Origin of the sequence: Methyloceanibacter sp. wino2 (assembly GCF_003071365.1) — a bacterium.
Lineage (GTDB): Bacteria > Pseudomonadota > Alphaproteobacteria > Rhizobiales > Methyloligellaceae > Methyloceanibacter.
The window spans coordinates 3,067,413-3,081,581 of record NZ_CP028960.1; the positions used below are offsets into that span (position 1 = coordinate 3,067,413).

Genomic DNA, 14,169 nt, shown 5'->3' on the forward strand with positions numbered 1-14,169 from the left:
TTGATTACCGCCGCTTCCTCGACCGTCCGCCGCGCGGCTTCCCGCGCGGGCGCTGCTTGCTTCTATCCGCGATGCGGGACCGTGGCCGGCCCTTTGAGCTAGCGATCTTGCGTCCTTCGCTCAACATGTCAAATCGTAGCGCCCCCGCGGTCGGGATGGCCTCGACCAGGCGAACCTCGACCGGGTCTCCGAGCTGGTAGGCGAGGCCTGTGTCTTCGCCTACCAGCGCTTGCCGTACCTCGTCGTGATAGAAGTATTCATGCCCGATGGCGGAGGCGGGAACGAACCCGTCGGCGCCCGTCTCGGTCAGCCGGACGAACAGGCCCGAGCGCACGAGGCCGGAGACTTTTGCGGTGAAGGTGGCTCCGATGCGGTCCGCGAGGTAGGCCGCGATCAGACGGTCCACCGTGTCCCGCTCGGCCGCCATGGCGCGCCGTTCCGTATCGGAGATGGCGCCCGAGACCTCCTCCAGCTCGTCGATCTCCCTGTCCGTCAGGCCCCCTTCACCGAGGCCGAAGGCCCGGATGAGGGCGCGGTGCACGATCAGGTCGGCATAGCGCCGGATCGGAGAGGTGAAGTGCGCATAGCGGCGCAGGTTGAGGCCGAAATGCCCGAGATTGCGGGGGCTGTACTCAGCCTGGCTCTGGCTCCGCAGGACCACCTCCGCCACGAGTTCGGCATTGGGAGATTTGCGGGCGTCGGCGAGGATGCGGTTGAACTGCGCCGGTTTGAGCGTTCCCGCTTTCGGCAGCTTCATCTCGATCGTCGCGAGAAACTCGCCGAGCGTCACGAGCTTCTCCTTCGAAGGCGCGTCGTGAATGCGGTAGACGAGCGGCGAGCGTTTGGTTTCGAGCGCCTCCGCGGCGGCGACATTCGCCTGAATCATGAACTCTTCGATCAGACGATGCGCATCGAGCCGCGGCGGTGTCGCGATCCCGCGCACGCGCCCCTTGTCGTCCAGCAGGATCTTCCGTTCGGGTAAGTCGAGTTCGAGCGGTCCGCGTGCATCGCGGGCCTTGCTGAGGCTCGCATAGGCGCCCCAGAGAGGCCGTAGCACCGTCTCCAGCAACGGGTCCGTCGCATCGTCGGGGCGGCCGTCGATCGCGGCTTGGGCCTGTTCGTAGGACAGGCTCGCGGCGGACCGCATGAGCCCGCGGAGGAAGCGGTGGCTCTTCTTGTGGCCGTTCTTGTCGAAGACCATGCGGACCGCGAGGCAGGGGCGCGGGACGCCTTCCTTCAACGAGCAAAGCTCGTTCGAGATGCGCTCCGGCAGCATCGGTACGACGCGGTCGGGGAAGTACACGGAGTTGCCCCGCTTCCGGGCCTCCTTGTCGAGCGCGCTGCCGGGCGTGACGTAATGCGCCACGTCCGCGATGGCGACGATGACGATCCAACCGCCTTCGTTGTCGGGCGCCGTATCCGCTTCCGCGAAGACAGCATCGTCATGGTCGCGGGCATCGACGGGGTCGATGGTCAGCAGGGGGACGTCACGCAAATCGACGCGGGAGCCCAGTTCCACTTCCTTCGCGGCATCGGCTTCGGCGATCGCGGTTGGGGGGAATTCGTCCGGGATGCCATGCGCATGAAGAGCGATGAGGCTGATGGCTTGCTGCGCTTCCGGGTTCCCGAGCCTCGCGACGACACGGGCGGTGGGAACGCCGTAGCGCGCCGAGCGCGCGATCTCGAAGCGGACCAGTTCGCCGTCTTCGGCCTCGTCCGTGGCACCTTTCGGCACCGTCCATTCCTTCAATTGCTTTTTGTCGATCGGATCGATGACACCGCGGCCGTCCGACAGGGACCGGAAGATGCCGAGCAGGCTGCGCGACGTGGTACGTGGCAGCTTCTTGATGGTACGGGCGTGATAGGGATAGTCCGCGTCCGGCTTTTGCGGCGTGAGCCGCGCGAGAACGCGATCGCCGACACCGGGCACCTGCACGAGATTGCCACTTCCTTCGACCATGAGGATCTTCGGCATCGGCCCGCTCTCGTCGTCCCAGGTGGCGGGGCGGGCGATGAACTCGCCATCCTCGTCTCGCGCAACGATCTCCAGCACCGTCACCGATGGCAGCACTCCAGGGCGCGACAGCTTGCGGCGGGAGCCGGCAATCAGGCCTTCATCGGCCATCTCGCGTAAGAGCGCTTTCAGAGCGATCCGGTCCGAGCCTTTGATGTTGAAAGCGCGTGCGATCTCCCGCTTGCCGGCCTTGGACGTCGTGCCCGCCAGGAATTCGATGACCTCCTTCTTGGAGGGCAGGCCGGCCTTGGCAGCCGCCTTTGACTTGGAGGCAGGCTTCGTTTTCGCAGGCCGTTTCGCCTTGGCCTTTGCGGCGGATGCGGTCTTCTTGGCTGAGGTCGTCTTCTTGGGTGGGGCCACGTTTGCCGCTTAGCTGGCCGCCTCGTCGGCGGCCTCATTGGACGGGGCGCTCTTTCGCGCCGGTTTCTTTGCGGCGCTCTTCTTGGCCGCAGCTTTTTTCGCCGGTGCCTTTTTCGCAGCCGTCTTCTTGGCTGCCTTTTTCTTGGCGGGAGCCTTCTTCGCCGCTTTCTTCTTCGCGGGTCCCTTGGCCGCGCGCGCCGCGATCAGTTCGACGGCTTCCTCGAGCGTGACGTCCTCGGGCGCACGGTCCCGCGGAATCGTCGCGTTGATTTTCTCGTGCTTCACGTAGGGCCCGTAGCGCCCGTTCAGCACCTGAACCTTGCCGCCGCCTTCGGGATGTTCGCCCAGTTCCTTGATGACGCTGGCGCCGCGTTGCGCGCCTTTCGCGGCCTTTTCGGCCAGGAGCGTGATGGCGCGGTTCGCGCCGACCTCGAAAACTTCCTCGGGCGTGGACAGGCTCGCATATTTGCCATCGCACTGAACGTAGGGTCCGAAACGCCCGTATCCGGCCGTGATCGGCTTGCCGGACTCGGGGTGAATGCCGACTTCACGAGGCAGCGACAGAAGGGAGAGGGCCCGTTCCAGATCGATAGCGTCCGGGTCTGTGCCTTTCGGAATCGAGGCGCGCTTGGGCTTCTCGCCGTCTCCCGCTTCGCCGAGCTGGATATAGGGTCCGAAGCGGCCAGTGCGGATGCTGACTTCCAACTCCGTTTCGGGATCGAGACCGAGCACCTTGCCATCCGCGAAGGCCGCTTTCTCGCCGGTCTCGGCGAGCTGGCGCGTATACCGGCAATCGGGATAGTTCGAGCAGCCGACGAAGGCGCCGAACTTCCCGACCTTCAGGCTGAGCTGTCCGTCGCCGCAGGATGGGCAGGCGCGCGGTTTGCCGTCGCCTGTGTCCGGAAAGATGTGCGGCCCCAGCAGATCGTTCAGCGCATCGAGCACCTGTGCGATCCGAAGGTCGCCGATCTCGTCGACGGCGCCAATGAAGTCGCGCCAGAAGTCGCGCAGGACCTCCTTCCATTGAAGGTCGCCTGCGGAAATGAGATCGAGCTTCTCCTCCAGATCGGCGGTGAAGTCGTACTCGACGTAGCGCTTGAAAAAAGCTTTCCAGGAAAGCGGTTACGAGCCGCCCCTTGTCTTCGGGGTAAAGCCGCTTCTTGTCGATGCGCACATAGTCCCGTTCGCGCAGCACATTCAGTGTCGCCGCGTAAGTCGAGGGGCGCCCGATGCCGAGTTCCTCCATCTTCTTAATAAGGGTGGCTTCCGAGTAGCGCGGCGGCGGCTCGGTGAAATGCTGTTTGGCTTCAATGGCGCGCGGGTCAAGGCTCTCGCCCTGGGTCAGCGCGGGTAGGGAGCCGTCTTCGCCGACCGCGTCGTCAACGCCTTCCTCATAGATCTTCAGAAAACCGTCGAAGCGGATCACCGACCCGGTGGCGCGGACGCCGTAGGATTTCCCGTCCGTTCCGGCCACGTCGATGTCGGCCGTAGTGCGCTCGATTTCCGCGCTGGCTGCTTGGCTTGCGAGCGTGCGCTGCCAGATCAGCTTATAGAGCTTCAAGGCATCAGGCTCGAGATAACGGGCGACCTTGTCGGGCGCCTTGCTGAAGTCGGTCGGCCGAATGGCTTCGTGCGCTTCCTGCGCGTTCTTCGCCTTGGTCTGGTATTGACGCGGGCTTGCCGGCACGTAGCGCTGCCCGTAGAGGCCGGTCACCAACGAGCGGACCTGCGAGATCGCTTCGGGCACGATCTGCACACCGTCGGTTCTCATATAGGTGATGAGGCCTTCGGTGACGCCGCCGAGGGCCACGCCCTCGTAGAGCCGCTGCGCCACTTGCATGGTCTGGCGCGGGCTGAATCCGAGCTTGCGCGAGGCTTCCTGCTGCAGGGTGGATGTGGTGAACGGGGCCGCGGGATTGCGCTTCTGCGATTTGCTCTCGATCGATCCGACGCTGTAGCGGCCGCCGTCCAGCGCCGCCTTCAACGCCATCGCTGTCGCTTCGTCCGGGATATCGAACTTGCCGAGCTTGTCGCCTTCCACGGAGAAAAGGCGTGCGTTGAGCGTCTCGTTCTTGCCGGTCGCCAGCGCGGCCGTGATCGACCAGTACTCCTGGGCGACGAATTTCTCGATTTCCAGTTCGCGCTCGCAGACGAGCCGCAGCGCGACGGACTGGACGCGGCCGGCCGACCGCGCGCCGGGCAGCTTGCGCCACAGGACAGGCGAAAGCGTGAAGCCGACGAGATAGTCGAGGGCCCGGCGGGCGAGATAGGCGTTGACCAGCGGCTCGTCGATTGCGCGCGGATTGCGCATCGCATCGCGGATCGCATCCTTGGTGACGGCGTTGAAGACAACGCGCTCCACGGGGATCTTGCCGAGGAGCTTCTTGCGCTCCAGCACCTGAAGCACGTGCCAGGAGATGGCTTCGCCTTCGCGATCAGGGTCGGTCGCCAGAATGAGCTTGTCGGCGCCCTTGACGGCTTGCGCGATCTCGTTCAGCCGCTTGGCCGACTTTGGGTCGACATCCCAGTGCATCTCGAAGTCGTTGTCGGGCACCACCGATCCGTTCTTCGACGGCAGATCGCGGACGTGACCATAGGAGGCCAGCACCCGATAATCTGAGCCGAGATACTTGTTGATGGTTTTTGCCTTGGCCGGCGATTCGACGATGACGATGTTCATTGAGATGTTCCTAGCCGTGCGAGTGGCGCGCGGCCAAGGGAGAAATTTCGGAATTGGCCCCCGGACTCGTGGGCGAAAATGGTGACTCGATCAGCCGGTGTCAAATTGGCCGCGAGATCGATTGACAAGTATCAAGTGTATATAATACTAGTCCGCAACCGGAAGACGATCAAAAGGGCCTCGGCGCTGACACGACTGCGCCCGCCGAATTCTCACAAAAATGGATGTGGTTGCGGTGACAGGAAGCGGTGAATCGAGAGGCAATGGCGGCGGCAAGTCGCTTCGGGCAAAGCCGGATGTTTCCGAAAGCCACGTGGAATTTGCCTCGCGGCAGGACGCGGCCGATTACATTGCAGACTATCTCACGCAACTGCTGCTGCTTGCGTTTCGGTACGATATGCCTGAGTTGGCGTATTGCATCGGGAAGTCCTTGAGCAAAGCCAACGAGCAAAAAGCGCGGCCTGATTAATCCACGTCACGGATCGATCAGTGACACGAGCTGGCGCGGGTGGCGCTGCAGGCGTCCCGCGAGATCGAGCTCCAGCAAGATGATGTGGACCTTCCGGGTCTCGATGCCCGTGCAGCGAATCATCTCGTCAATATCGATCGGACTTGGCCCGAGGGCCTCGATCACGCGGTCGCGCTCGGTCTGACCGATGTCCGGAAGCGGGCGGGGCACTTCCTGCTCCTCGTTGGAGGACAGTTCGCGCGGTGTCTTGCCGGCAGGGCGCCCGAGGATCGGCGCGAGTGCCTCGGTGATGTCCTCCGGCGCAGCAACCAGCGTGGCGCCTTGTTTCAGGAGATTGTTTGTGCCGGCTGCGCGCGGGTCGAGCGGGCTACCCGGCACGGCGAAGACTTCGCGCCCTTGCTCTCCGGCCATGCGCGCCGTGATGAGCGATCCGGAGCGCTGCGCAGCCTCGATCACCACCACACCCAGCGCGATGCCCGATATCAGGCGGTTCCGGCGCGGAAAGTCCTTTGCGCGCGGCGTATGGCCGGGCGACCGTTCACTGATCAGCAGTCCGCGCTCGCCGATGGCCTCCTGAAGGTCGGCATTCTCCGGCGGGTAGACCACGTCGATACCGCCCGCCACGACCGCGATTGTGCCGGCATCGAGGCTGGCGTTGTGCGCGGCGGTATCGATACCGCGCGCCAAGCCCGACGCGATGACGAAGCCTTCGAGTCCCAGTGCATTGGCGATTTGCCGCGTGAATTTCTGGCCCGCAGCCGACCCGTTCCGTGCGCCCACAATGGAGATGATCGGCATGTCCGCGAGTTCCAAGCGCCCCTTGACGTAGATGAGTGGGGGCGAGCCGTCCGTGTGGGCCAGTGCCGGCGGGTAGCCGCGCTCTCCATGGGCGACGAGATACGCGCCAATGCGTTTGGCCCGCGCAAGTTCCGCTGCGGCGTCGTCGATACTACACAAGCGGATCGCCTGGGTGCGCCCGCCGCGCCTGGAGAGATCGGGGAGTGCGTCGATCGCGGCTTGGGCGCCGCCGAATTGATTGACCAGCGCGCGGAACGTCGCCGGGCCAACATTCTCGCTGCGCAGCAGCCGCAGCCAGGCAAGCCGCTGAGCGTCGCTCAGCCGACGTTCCGGTTCAGGCTTGTTGCTTGCTCCCGCCAATGCGTGATTCCTCGCCCTGTCGCAGCCGGCAGATATTCTCCTTGTGACGAAGGTAGAGGAGGGCGGTCATCAAGCCAAACAGGATGGCCAGGGGCGGTTGCCCGATCACCGCCAGGAAGATCACGGTGGCGGCGCTGGCGGTGAGCGCGGACAGGGAGGAATAGCGTGTGATGGCCGCCACGAGCAGCCAGACGAGGCAGAATACGAGGGCCGCCGGCCAGAACAGGCCGAGTGCGACACCGATATAGGTCGCGACGCCCTTGCCGCCGCTGAATCTGAGCCAGACCGGGAAGAGATGGCCGAGAAAGGCGCCTAGCCCTGCGACGATGGCGCCATAGGGCCCGGCGAACGCGCCGGCGATGAGAACGGCGGCGGTTCCCTTCAGCAGGTCGAGCAATAGGGTGAGCGCCGCGAGGCCCTTGTTCCCGGTGCGGAGAACATTGGTCGCGCCGATATTGCCGGAGCCTATGTTGCGGACATCGCCCAGCCCGGCCAATTTCGTCAGTATAAGTCCGAACGGGATTGAGCCGAGAAGGTAACCAAGCGCGAAGCACAGGAGATAGACGCCGAGCGCAACCGGCATGGCGGCAGACCAGTCCTCAGTCGGCATGCTTTCCCCCCTCAGCCGTGTCGCGCGTCGCGCGGGTCAACCGTAGTGATAGACCGGGCGCCCGGCAACGAACGTCACCAGCGCGCGCCCCTCGAACCGGGCCTCGTCGAACGGCGTGTTCTTTGATTTCGAGCGGAGGTCTTCGCGGGCGACCGTCCAGGGCATCTCCAGATCGATCAAGGCGAGATCCGCCGGCGCGCCCTTCACTAGGCGTCCGCCGGCAAGCCCCAAGAGTTCCGCAGGCCGTGCCGAGAGCGCATTCAGGAGCCGGTGCAGCGTGATCTCGCCGTTGTGGAAGAGGCGCAGTCCCGCGCCCAGCATGGTCTCGAGACCCACGGCGCCGTCATTGGCTTCGGCGAAGGGGCGGCGCTTTCCTTCGGCGCCGCGGGGGTCGTGCGCAGAGACGATGACGTCGATATCGCCGCTGGCCACCCCCTCGACCATGGCCTGCCGATCTTCCTCCGCCCGGAGCGGCGGCGTCATTTTGAAGAACGTCCGGTAGGGGCCGATATCGTTCTCGTTCAGGGTCAGATGATTGATGCTGACGCCACAGGTGACGGGCAGGCCGCGTGCTTTCGCGGCCTGGATCACCTCGAGCGATGCGCGGCAGGATATCTGCGCCGCGTGGTAACGGCCTCCGGTCAGCTCGACGAGGCGGATGTCGCGGTCGAGCATCATGGTCTCGGCTTCCGTCGGGATGCCGCGCAGTCCGAGACGCGTCGCGACTTCGCCTTCGTTCATGACCCCGTCCTGGGCGAGGTTGGCGTCCTCCAGATGGTGGACGATCAGCGCGCCGTAGTCCTTGGCGTAGGACAGAACGTTCCGCATCAGCTTGGCGTTGGCGACACTCGTCTTGCCGTTGGTGAAGGCGATCGCGCCCGCATCCCGCAGCAAGCCGAGTTCGGCCATGTCCTCGCCCTTCAGGTCGCGGGTCATGGCGGCCATGGGATGGACATGAACGAGGGCCGTGTCGCGCGCACGCCGGAGCACGAAGTCGACGAGCGCCACGTCGTCGATAACGGGGTCGGTGTTCGGCATGCAGCAGATCGTGGTGACGCCGCCGGCCGCCGCCGCCCGGCTCGCGGTCGCCAGCGTCTCGCGATGCTCATGGCCCGGCTCGCCGCAGAAGACCATCATGTCGATGAGCCCGGGCGCGACGGTGCGCCCGCCGCAATCGAGGGACTCTGCGCCTTCGATCGAGCCTTCGGTGATGTGCATGCCGAGGTCGGCGATCGTGCCATTGGCGATCAGGAGCCCGCCAAAGGCATCCAGTCCCGAAGCCGGGTCGACGAGCCGCGCATTCACCAGCGCAAGCGGCTTGCGGTGTGGGCGGTGGGCAGTTTCGGGTTCGGCTTCGTGGTCCATGACGATCATTCGTTCGGAAGATGGCGCGCGAGGGCTTGCAGCACGGCCATGCGTACGGCGACACCCATCTCGACCTGTTCGCGGATCACGCTGCGCGGACTGTCTGCGATTGAAGCGTCGATCTCGACGCCGCGGTTCATCGGGCCCGGATGCATCACGATGGCGTCATCCCTGGCGCTCGCCAGCTTGTCGGCGTCGAGCCCGTAGAAGTGGAAGTACTCCCGTTGGCTCGGGATCAGGCTGGAGGCCATGCGTTCGCGCTGAAGGCGGAGCATCATCACGACGTCCGCGTCCTTCAGGCCCTCATGCATGGAGGTGAACGCTTCGACACCGAGCCGGTCCACCGCTTCGCCGAGCAGCGTCGAGGGCGCCACCACACGGACGCGGGCGCCGAGCGTGTTGAGCGATAGAATGTTGGAGCGGGCCACGCGCGAGTGGGCGATGTCGCCGCAGATTGCCACGGTCAGACCCTCGAAGCGCTTTTTATGGCGGCGGATGGTCAAGGCGTCGAGCAGGGCCTGGGTGGGATGCTCGTGACTGCCGTCGCCGGCGTTGATGACCGAGCAATCGACCTTCTGCGACAGGAGCTCGACCGCGCCGGCCGCATGGTGGCGCACCACGAGCAGATCGGGGCGCATGGCGTTCAGCGTGACGGCTGTGTCGATCAGCGTCTCGCCCTTCTTGATGGACGATGTCGGGATCGACATGTTCATGACATCCGCGCCGAGGCGCTTGCCCGCCAGTTCGAAAGAACTCTGGGTGCGGGTCGAGGCTTCGAAGAAAAGATTGATGAGCGTCCGGCCGCGCAGGTCGTTGCTCTTCTTGTCGACCCTGCGGCTCTGAGCCGCCGCGTCCTCGGAGAGGTCGAGCAACGACAGGATCTCGTCCCGCTTCAGACCTTCGATGCCGAGAAGGTGGCGATGCGGGAAGGATGGGGTAGGGGCTTCAGCCACGTTGCTCATTAAAGGGCACTGTATAGGCCCCGATTTCCAAAGCTTCAAGCGCATGGCGGATGCGAGGACGCGAACCGGGGAAAAACGCGCCGTCATGCCTCCGTCAGCGCAGGCGCCCCGCGGGCCTCGGGGCTTGTCAAGGCGCGGCCAATCCCAAATAGTCAGGGACTAGACGAATCGTTGGTTGGCCAGAGGCAGCACCAATCGTCGCCATGCCCAAGCGGGGCTTCGTCCCTCCGGCGTGGCGCTGCTGCCGGCATTGGCCGACCTACAGGAACAATTGGGAGCGCGACCCCCATGATGAGCTTGCCCTTTGTTCTGTTTGCGTGCGCGATTGGTGCGGCATGGCTGCGTCAGCGCGGTGTGTCCGTGGGCTTCTGGCTCATCGGGCTTGCCACAATGCTGATCCTATTCCGCGTTCATGTCGGTGAAGTCTTGAGCATCCAACTCTGAGGAGCCAGACCGTGTCCGCCGAGCTGTCGAAGCTGCTGAACGCGTCGGGGTTACTCGCCATCGGCACCGTCTTGACGATGGCGTTCATCGATCAGGTCTGGTTCGGCGAGCTTCCATGCCCGCTCTGCATCTTGCAGCGGGCGGGTCTGATCGCCGCCGGCTGCGGCATCGCGCTCAACGTCGTGTTCGGCCCAAAGCCGAGCCACTATGGGATTGCCATCATCGGCGGGATCGCGAGCGCCGCGATCTCCATGCGGCAGATCCTGCTCCACATCGTGCCGGGTACGGGCTTTTACGGCCCTCCGGTCTGGGGCATGCACCTTTACACCTGGGCGTTCCTCTTCGCGGTCGCCATCGTCCTCGGCAGCGGAATCATGCTGCTCGGCGACCGGCAATTCTCGCAGGTGCAGTCGGCTTCCGGGCGCTTGAAGGGGCTGCCGCTGATCGCGATCCTTCTGTTTTTCGTCCTGACCTTCGCCAATATCTTTTCGACCATCGCCCTTTGCGGCACGGGTCTTTGCCCCGACAATCCCGAGAACTACGAGCTCTTCCAAATCAACGATTGAGCTGAGCCTGGAGGCCGTTAGCGAAGCGCCTTCATGCGGTCGAGCGCGCCTTGCAGGATGTAGGCGGCGGCCATCCGGTCGATGACTTCGGCCCGGCGTTTGCGGGAGGCGTCGGCCTCGATCAGATGCCGCTCGACCGCCGCCGTCGACAGGCGCTCGTCCCAAAATGCCATGGGGAGGTCCAGATGCTGGCCAAGGTTCCGGGCAAAAGCGCGGGTCGATTGGGCGCGGGGCCCCTCGGAGCCGTCCAGATTGAGGGGCAGCCCAATCACGAGCCCGCCCACGCCCTCCTTGGCCGCGATGGCGGCGATCGCCTTGGCATCGGCGGTGAATTTCGTGCGGTGCACCGTCTCGTAGGGCGTCGCGATGGCCCGGGTGACGTCCGACAGCGCAAGGCCGATCGTCTTGGTTCCCACATCAAAGCCAAGAAGACGCGCGCCAGGCTGTAGCTTCGACGGCAACTCTTCGATAGGAAAGGGCGGAGCCATAGTCACTGCGTGATGTGAGGGGTGAGACGATGAAGATAACGTGGTTTGGTCATTCTTGTTTTCGCGTTGAGTTCGGCGCAAGCCGCATCCTGATCGATCCCTTTCTCACCGGCAATCCCACGTTCGAAAAGTCGGGCATCGCCGAGATCGATGTGATCGACGGGATCACCCATGTGGCGCTGACCCACGGCCACGAAGACCATGTCGGCGACACGGTCCGGATCTGCAAGGAGACCGGGACCAAGCTGATCGCCGTGCACGAACTCGCGACCTATCTGGCCGGCCACGGGGTCGAGAAGACCGATCCGGGGAATACCGGCGGCATGGTTCCGCAGGACGGGTTCGATCTGACCTTTGTCCAGGCGCTCCACTCCTCGTCCAACATGGTCGACGGGCGGCCGGTCTATCTCGGCAACCCTTGCGGGATCATCATCGCCGCGAAAAGCGGCAAGACGCTCTATCACATGGGCGACACGGATGTGTTCGCCGATATGGCCTTGATCAACGAGCTGCATGAGCCCCAGATCGGCATCGTCCCCATCGGCGACCGTTATACGATGGGTGCCAAGGGAGCGGCGTTGGCGTGCAAGCGTTACTTTGACTTCGACACCGTTATCCCTTGTCACTACGGCACTTTTCCCGTGATCGACCAGACGGCTGACAAGTTTGTGGCGGCCATGGGTGGCCTCGAGGTCATGGTGCCCGAAGTCGGTGTTCCTTTCGACGCGTGAGCACGAACAGGGGCGGGGTTTCGCCCAGTTGCCGCCCCGGCGGGGCGGTGCTACAGGGGATGCCCCGGTTTCTCCGGTTCTCCCAGCCAGCGAGCCTTTGGGACTGATATCCTGAGGGCCTGAATTCGAGCCAGCGTCAAATCCATGTCTGTCGACCGCGCCACCGTCTTTCGCATCGCCCGTCTTGCCCGCATCGCCATCACCGATGACGAGGCCGGTCGGCTGGAATCGGAGCTTTCGGGGATTCTCGATTGGGTGGCGCAGCTGGACGAGCTCGACACGGCCAATGTGGAGCCGATGACCCGGGTCGAGGCCATGACCATGAAGATGCGCGAAGACAAGGTGACCGACGGCTTCAAGGCCGAGGACATCGTCAAGAACGCACCCCAAGAGGACGACCACTACTTCGTCGTCCCGAAAATCGTTGAGTAGCCAGCCGTGACGGATCTCACAGACCTGACGATAGCCGACGCCCGCAAGGGGCTTGCCGACAAGTCTTTTTCGGCCGTGGAGCTGACGGAAGCCCACACGGCGGCCATCAAGGCGGCCAACCGGTCGCTCAACGCCTATGTGCTCGAGACGCCCGAGCACGCGCTCGACATGGCCAAGGCCAGCGACGCGCGGATCGCCAAAGGTGAGGCGGGCGCGCTGGAGGGTATTCCGCTCGGCATCAAGGATCTCTTCTGCACGAAGGACGTCCGCACCACCGCGTGCTCCCATATCCTCGACCGTTTCACGCCGACTTATGAGTCGACCGTCACCGGCAATCTCTGGGATGCGGGCGCGGTCATGCTCGGCAAGCTCAACAATGACGAGTTCGCGATGGGCTCGTCCAACGAGACGAGCTTCTACGGCGAGGTGATCAATCCTTGGCGGCGCGAGGGGTCCGATGCGCCGCTCGTACCCGGCGGTTCTTCCGGCGGTTCGTCGGCTGCGGTTGCGGCGCGCCTATGTCTTGGCGCCACGGCCACCGACACGGGCGGGTCCATTCGGCAGCCTGCGGCCTTCACGGGCACGGTCGGGGTGAAGCCGACCTATGGCCGCTGCTCCCGCTGGGGCATCGTCGCCTTTGCCTCGTCCCTGGACCAGGCCGGGCCGATCGCCCGTACCGTGCGGGACTCGGCCATTCTGCTGGGCGCCATGGCGGGCCACGATCCGAAAGACGCGACCAGCGCGGATCTTCCCGTGCCCGACTTCGAGGCCGCGATCGACCAGGGCGTGAAGGGGCTGACCATCGGCATCCCCAAAGAATACCGCGTCGAGGGCATGGCGCCCGAGATCGAGGCGCTGTGGCAGCAGGGCATTGCCTGGCTCACGGAGGCCGGCGCCACCGTCAAAGACATCAGCCTGCCGCACACGAAATACGCTTTGCCTTCCTATTATATCGTCGCGCCCGCAGAGGCGTCGTCGAACCTCGCCCGCTATGACGGCGTTCGCTACGGTCTGCGCGAGCCCGGCACGGACGTGATCTCCATGTACGAGAACACGCGCGAGTCCGGGTTCGGCGCGGAGGTAAAGCGGCGCGTGTTGATCGGGACCTATGTGTTGTCGGCCGGCTATTACGACGCCTATTACCTCAAGGCGCAAAAGGTCCGCACCCTGATCAAGCGGGACTTCGACCAGGCCTTCCAAGGCGTCGATGCGATCCTGACGCCGACCACGCCCGCGCCTGCCTTCGCGGCCGGCGAGAAGTCGGGCGATCCGCTGGAGATGTACCTGAACGACATCTTCACGGTGACGGTGAACATGGCGGGCCTGCCGGGCATCTCCGTACCGGCCGGCTTGTCGTCGGAAGGAACGCCGCTCGGCCTTCAGGTCATCGGCCGGGCTTTCGACGAGGAGACGCTGTTCCGCGTGGGACAGGCCATCGAGGACGCGGCGGGGCCCATGGCCAAGCCGCAGGACTGGTGGAGCAAGCCATGAACCGGCGTCTGATCTCATCGGGGAGCCCGTACGAGAAGACCGTCGGTTATTCGCGGGCCGTGCGCGTAGGCAACTGGATTTCGGTTGCGGGCACGACCGCGGCGTCGGGCGGCAAGCCCGTGGCCATCGGGGATCCTGAGGCGCAAACGCGTGCGATCATTGAGACCATCGATCGGGCGCTGCAGGACGCGGGCTCGAGCCTCAAGGACGTTGTCCGCACGACGGTCTATCTTGTCGACATTGCCGACTTCGAGTCGGTGAGCAAGGTGCATGGCGAGGTCTTCGGCGACATCCGTCCCGCCAATACGACGCTCGCGGTATCGGGTTTCGTCTCTCCGGACTGGCTGGTGGAGATCGCCGTCGATGCCGTCGTCCCCGAGACATCCGGATAAGGGAGCG

The 14,169-nt window shown here is 64.6% G+C and carries 13 protein-coding genes and 2 pseudogenes; 7 read left to right on the top strand and 8 right to left on the bottom strand.

Annotated elements, in window-relative coordinates:
- Positions 1-4: 4 nt before the first annotated feature.
- The 3 genes and pseudogenes from rnr to topA form a co-directional block, all read right to left on the bottom strand.
- Positions 5-2,254 carry a ribonuclease R gene (rnr, locus tag DCY11_RS14680; protein WP_108683866.1) on the bottom strand — a complete coding sequence of 750 codons (2,250 nt, stop codon included), beginning with the start codon at positions 2,252-2,254 and terminating at the stop codon, positions 5-7.
- Positions 2,255-2,605: 351 nt separating this feature from the next.
- A pseudogene (locus tag DCY11_RS16220) lies at positions 2,606-3,319 on the bottom strand (topoisomerase C-terminal repeat-containing protein); the annotation flags it as partial.
- A 196-nt stretch (positions 3,320-3,515) separates the two neighbouring features.
- Positions 3,516-5,054 (bottom strand): annotated as a pseudogene (gene topA, locus DCY11_RS16225) (type I DNA topoisomerase); the annotation flags it as partial.
- 220 nt (positions 5,055-5,274) lie between these two features.
- On the opposite strand from topA, the gene DCY11_RS14690 reads away from it, so the two are divergent.
- A complete protein-coding gene (locus DCY11_RS14690; RefSeq protein WP_108683494.1) occupies positions 5,275-5,523 on the top strand; it encodes a hypothetical protein in 249 nt (82 codons plus the stop codon).
- Positions 5,524-5,529: 6 nt separating this feature from the next.
- Here the strand turns inward: DCY11_RS14690 and dprA are convergent, their stop codons facing one another.
- Genes dprA through DCY11_RS14710 form a run of 4 tightly spaced genes read right to left on the bottom strand, consistent with a single transcriptional unit; the run spans position 5,530 to position 9,618 of the window.
- Positions 5,530-6,681, bottom strand: coding sequence for a DNA-processing protein DprA (gene dprA / locus DCY11_RS14695; protein ID WP_108683495.1), 1,152 nt, complete (start codon positions 6,679-6,681; stop codon positions 5,530-5,532).
- The gene (gene plsY / locus DCY11_RS14700; protein ID WP_371515013.1) at positions 6,656-7,291 is read right to left on the bottom strand and encodes a glycerol-3-phosphate 1-O-acyltransferase PlsY; all 636 of its coding nucleotides are present in this window, start codon (positions 7,289-7,291) and stop codon (positions 6,656-6,658) included. Before plsY ends, dprA begins: the two co-directional genes overlap by 26 nt.
- Before the next feature lie 36 nt (positions 7,292-7,327).
- On the bottom strand, positions 7,328-8,656 hold the full coding sequence (locus tag DCY11_RS14705; protein ID WP_108683867.1) for a dihydroorotase: 1,329 nt from the start codon (positions 8,654-8,656) through the stop codon (positions 7,328-7,330).
- Between the two features lie 5 nt (positions 8,657-8,661).
- A complete protein-coding gene (locus DCY11_RS14710; protein ID WP_108683497.1) occupies positions 8,662-9,618 on the bottom strand; it encodes an aspartate carbamoyltransferase catalytic subunit in 957 nt (318 codons plus the stop codon).
- Between the two features lie 288 nt (positions 9,619-9,906).
- Here DCY11_RS14710 and DCY11_RS15640 point away from each other — a divergent pair, with 288 nt between their 5' ends.
- Both DCY11_RS15640 and DCY11_RS14715 read left to right on the top strand, forming a co-directional pair.
- Entirely contained in the window at positions 9,907-10,062 is a 156-nt protein-coding gene (locus DCY11_RS15640; RefSeq protein ID WP_158007427.1) for a DUF5993 family protein, read from the top strand.
- Between the two features lie 11 nt (positions 10,063-10,073).
- Positions 10,074-10,628 (top strand): disulfide bond formation protein B, encoded by a 555-nt coding sequence (locus tag DCY11_RS14715; RefSeq protein WP_108683498.1) that lies wholly within the window; start codon positions 10,074-10,076, stop codon positions 10,626-10,628.
- Positions 10,629-10,645: 17 nt separating this feature from the next.
- Here the strand turns inward: DCY11_RS14715 and ruvX are convergent, their stop codons facing one another.
- The gene (ruvX, locus tag DCY11_RS14720; protein ID WP_108683499.1) at positions 10,646-11,116 is read right to left on the bottom strand and encodes a Holliday junction resolvase RuvX; all 471 of its coding nucleotides are present in this window, start codon (positions 11,114-11,116) and stop codon (positions 10,646-10,648) included.
- Positions 11,117-11,145: 29 nt separating this feature from the next.
- Between ruvX and DCY11_RS14725 the strand changes: the two genes are divergently transcribed.
- From DCY11_RS14725 to DCY11_RS14740, 4 genes are all read left to right on the top strand, one after another.
- On the top strand, positions 11,146-11,847 hold the full coding sequence (locus DCY11_RS14725) for a metal-dependent hydrolase (RefSeq protein ID WP_108683868.1): 702 nt from the start codon (positions 11,146-11,148) through the stop codon (positions 11,845-11,847).
- Between the two features lie 144 nt (positions 11,848-11,991).
- Positions 11,992-12,279 carry an Asp-tRNA(Asn)/Glu-tRNA(Gln) amidotransferase subunit GatC gene (gene gatC, locus DCY11_RS14730; RefSeq protein ID WP_108683500.1) on the top strand — a complete coding sequence of 96 codons (288 nt, stop codon included), beginning with the start codon at positions 11,992-11,994 and terminating at the stop codon, positions 12,277-12,279.
- A 6-nt stretch (positions 12,280-12,285) separates the two neighbouring features.
- Positions 12,286-13,770, top strand: coding sequence for an Asp-tRNA(Asn)/Glu-tRNA(Gln) amidotransferase subunit GatA (gene gatA, locus DCY11_RS14735; RefSeq protein ID WP_108683501.1), 1,485 nt, complete (start codon positions 12,286-12,288; stop codon positions 13,768-13,770).
- Positions 13,767-14,162 (top strand): RidA family protein, encoded by a 396-nt coding sequence (locus DCY11_RS14740; protein ID WP_108683502.1) that lies wholly within the window; start codon positions 13,767-13,769, stop codon positions 14,160-14,162. Before gatA ends, DCY11_RS14740 begins: the two co-directional genes overlap by 4 nt.
- Positions 14,163-14,169 lie beyond the last annotated feature (7 nt).